The organism is Moorena sp. SIO3E8 (assembly GCF_010692445.1).
GTDB lineage: Bacteria > Cyanobacteriota > Cyanobacteriia > Cyanobacteriales > Coleofasciculaceae > Moorena > Moorena bouillonii.
Window position 1 is genome coordinate 1 of record NZ_JAAHHM010000275.1, and the last position, 3,863, is coordinate 3,863.

The 3,863-nt window shown below is 42.8% G+C and carries 4 protein-coding genes; 2 read left to right on the top strand and 2 right to left on the bottom strand.

The window, feature by feature from the left end; genetic code table 11:
• The first annotated feature begins 448 nt into the window (after positions 1-448).
• Positions 449-1,540, top strand: a complete 1,092-nt coding sequence (locus tag F6K46_RS38695; RefSeq protein WP_293068509.1) for a DUF1822 family protein — start codon at positions 449-451, stop codon at positions 1,538-1,540.
• Positions 1,541-1,842: 302 nt separating this feature from the next.
• On the opposite strand, the gene F6K46_RS38700 is transcribed toward F6K46_RS38695, so the two are convergent.
• Together F6K46_RS38700 and F6K46_RS38705 are read right to left on the bottom strand one after the other, a co-directional pair.
• Positions 1,843-1,983 (bottom strand): hypothetical protein, encoded by a 141-nt coding sequence (locus F6K46_RS38700; RefSeq protein WP_293068512.1) that lies wholly within the window; start codon positions 1,981-1,983, stop codon positions 1,843-1,845.
• A gap of 430 nt (positions 1,984-2,413) precedes the next feature.
• Entirely contained in the window at positions 2,414-2,581 is a 168-nt protein-coding gene (locus F6K46_RS38705) for a hypothetical protein (RefSeq protein ID WP_198954039.1), read from the bottom strand.
• Positions 2,582-2,644: 63 nt separating this feature from the next.
• Here F6K46_RS38705 and F6K46_RS38710 point away from each other — a divergent pair, with 63 nt between their 5' ends.
• The gene (locus F6K46_RS38710; protein WP_293068515.1) at positions 2,645-3,760 is read left to right on the top strand and encodes a transposase; all 1,116 of its coding nucleotides are present in this window, start codon (positions 2,645-2,647) and stop codon (positions 3,758-3,760) included.
• Positions 3,761-3,863: the final 103 nt, after the last annotated feature.

Genomic DNA, 3,863 nt, shown 5'->3' on the forward strand with positions numbered 1-3,863 from the left:
TCAACGATGTCAATCTTTCAAGCTCACTAAGAAATTATTTGAATTATTTATTGAATATCGATTATTTACTATGCCTAATTTAGGCACTTATGAGGCTTTCTCTATTATCATTTAGGAGTAGTATAGCTGAGAGCTGATAGCTGATAGCTGATAGCTGAATACTTACGCTTTTTACATAGCGCTGCATCGCTTTTTTAAAGTATTTTTAAATCAAGTTAATTTTTACCTATCAAAGAAAAAAAGGATAGGGATTTATGTTACAGTATTGGTAGGCTGATTTTAGGGAATTGGTATAATACCAAAGCATCCCAAAGTAACATTTATTAATCAAAACAAACTCAAGACTATTTTGTTCATAAATATTATTCACCTAGGACTTAGGATGACTAGCTAGATTATGCTCCTACGTTAGGGAATACTATGATTGGACTCAGCACAGGATGTAATCATGACGTCTACCATTAAGTCGTACATTAAACCCTTAACCTTTAAAGTTCCGCTAGCTTTAGCAGCACATCGCAGAGCAAAGGAATTTCAACAGCACCAAGCTAATCTGACTAAAGCCAAACAGGTTTATTTCAATACTCTGGCAGTGTATGCAGTTAACTTTTACTTGCGGTGTATGGGATTTGAGACAAACTTAGAGAAAAGCGACAGTTGGAACCCAGTGATGCAAACCCTGATGGATGTTGCGGATCTGAGTGTGAAAAATCATGGTAAGTTGGAGTGTAGACTTGTTTTACCTGAGGCTAAGTGTGTCAAAGTTCCAGCAGCAGTCTGGCAGGAACGAATTGGTTATGTGGCGGTGGAGCTTGATCAAGCATTGGAGGAGGCAAGTCTGGTAGGATTTGCTGATACAGTTATAACAGAAGAATTACCCCTCAACCAATTGCGAACCCTGAAAGAGTTACCGCCACACATTAGAGAGTATCGGCAATCTCCCCTATCCCAGGCAGGGGCAAAGCAGTGGAGCCATAGTCATGCTTTCAAACCCAAGGTCTTGTGTACCGATGCTTCACCGTCCAACACTATGCAAACACACCCTACCCAACAACAGCAACCACAAAACCAGACACCAGTAGTGCGATTAAAGCAGTGGTTAGAGAATAGTTTTGAGGCAGATTGGAAGACAGTGGAAACTATCTTACCGCCAGCACCGGAGCCAATGCTTGATTTCAGAAGTTTCCCCTTTGATCAACCTAGTAAAGGATTGCATACTACCGTGGGAGTAAAACGAGGTAAGCTACTCGGTTCGGAAATTGCCTGGGGTGCCGAGAAGGTGGCTTTATTTGTGGAGCTACATCCAACGGATTCACCCAAAATGAATATATTCATTGAACTCTTTCCTCCTGGTGGTGCAGACCGTCTTCCCAAGAATCTACAGATTATGGTGCTGGATCACGAGGGAATTGCGGTGATTCAAACCCAAGCCAGAGAGACGGAAAATATTAAGTTGCAAGTAAGTGGTGAACCGGGAGAACATTTTAGCATTAAGTTAGTTTTGAATGATGTTAGTATTACAGAAAATTTCTTAATCTGACCTTAGGGGGGATTGTGCTACCAATATGCTTCTTAAACAAGCGCCTTGTTTTAATCAGATTATTAATTAGATATCTAGCATTTATCAAATAGGTGAGGTGCATTTTGGGGAGTAGGGAGTAGGGAGTAGGGATTAGGGAGTAGGGAGTAGGGAGTAGGGAGTAGGGAGTGATCCATGGTAAACTTGAATGTACCTCATTAATATGATAACCACTACCCTCGTATTATAAGTGTTGTGAAATAGTTCATCCCAAATCCGGGATAACCCTTTTTTAATTTATCCCACGCAGGTGGATTTGGCTCCTATAGTCGCGACGCTGAGGGGGTGACAACAATGCTAAAAACTAGACAGGGTATGGGGTGTGGGGTGTGGGGTGTGGGGGGTGGGGAAAATAGAAGCGATGCAGCGCCGCCAAAGGGGGTTTCCCCCATGAGCGACTGCATCAAGACAGCGAATTTGGAGTGAGCCGGTGCGATAACAATCGCTCCGAAACCTGATTTAACCGTCTCGTCGCAACGTAGCCAGCTCCTGATCTTCCCCGTTCGCCCTCACCCCACACCCGGTCACCCTGTAAAGCTTTTAAGGCTGTTTGTCACCCCGTCAGGTCGCGACGTCTAGTCGTCAGGGATAACGCTTATAACAGGGGATTTGGTATGATTATAGAAAAGCCCGAGTAACCAGGGCTGGTTTTTTATCAATAGGGGGAGTTTGAGGGGGAAAGAATACCCCATCCTTCTTAAGGTGTTGAAGTTACCGTAAGGATAGTGGAGCCTTAATCAAAAAGTTTTAACCCTTTTATGCATAGCCGACTAACCATAAAGGCGACCCTATCCTAAGGCGCGCGTCTCTAGGATGAATTTCCCTCTCAAATATTTAAGGTAATCGACCAGTCTTGCCTAGGGATTCTAGGTACTCAGACAAGTTTAAACCTGCCTTGATCGCCATTTGTTTCAAACCTTCCCATGCCGCATCTGTTGTTCTAACTGTATGCGCTTTCTTCGCCTCTCCATGTATTGGTGGTCTCCCAGTTCTTTTTCCCATAATGTTGACATCTGTATTTCGATAAGCTATAATTAATGTAGCATAAACAGAAAGGTCGAATAAATGCAGCTAGGGTACTCCTATAAACTCAAGCCAAACCGACAACAAGAAGCCACGATGAAAAAATGGCTTGACATGTTGCGATCAGAAGACAACTACCTATTAAGAGATAGAAATGACTCTTATGATCAGGTAAAAGCTCCAAGGTTGGGTAATTACTGCGATCTGAGAAGTGGTGGAGAGGTGTGCCCGCTGACTTGTTCTGTAAGCAGAAATCATTCCGTGGGTTACCCCTGGAAAAACAGCAAAAAAAATCCAAGGAGGAGTGCGTATGAGGCTCACAGTTCAAATCTTCCAATTCTCAAGAAGGAGAGACCTTGGTACAAAATAATCCATTCAACTGTTCTGCAACAAACCCTAAGGCAGTTAGATGTCGCATTCTCTAAGTTTTTTAAGGGAGAGACTGGATATCCAAAGCCTAAAAGAAGGTCACGATTCAGAAGCTTCAAGTATGCTCCTGGTCAAGTAAAACTAGATGGGAACAAAATATATCTTCCGGGTATTGGTTGGATGGGCTTTTACAACTCTCGCCCTATTCCTGAAGGATTCACTCTAAAATCTGTGACTGTTCGTAGGAAAGCTCGGGGATGGTTTGTCAGTCTTCAGATCGAAGACAAGTCAGTTCCGGCAATCCTTACAAAAGACAAGTATGAGATTGATCCTTTAAAAGTTAAAGGTGGTGATCTAGGTATCAAGAAATTAATCAGTATATCTAATGGGAAGACAATAGCGAATCCAGCCAAACAAAAATCTTTTAGGCGTAGAGAAAGGCGACTAAAACTCAGACAAAAAGCGGCTAGCCGAAAAAGGAAAGGATCTAAAAATAGAGGAAAGTCTTACTCTAAGGTAGCTTCACTTCATGAGCGGATTACAAACAAACGTACTGCGTATCAATGGAATGTTGCCAATCAATTAGTTAATGGAACAGATGCCCTAGTTTTCGAGGATATGAACATCAAGGCAATGAAGTCTCGGTGTAAACCCAAACCCAACGAAAATGGCGGATATGACCGTAACGGACAATCCACTAAAAGAGGTTTAAATCGCTCAATATCTAATGCAGCCTGGGGAGAACTAGTCAAAAAGGTAGAGGTCGTGGCTGCGTGTGGCTTGTTCTAAGTAGGAGCCTCCCGAAACGGGAGGGGTATGACTTAGGTAACTCGCGGGGACAACCCCAAAAAGTTATAACTATCCATCTAGATGGAGGTGAAAGTCCTCCCCT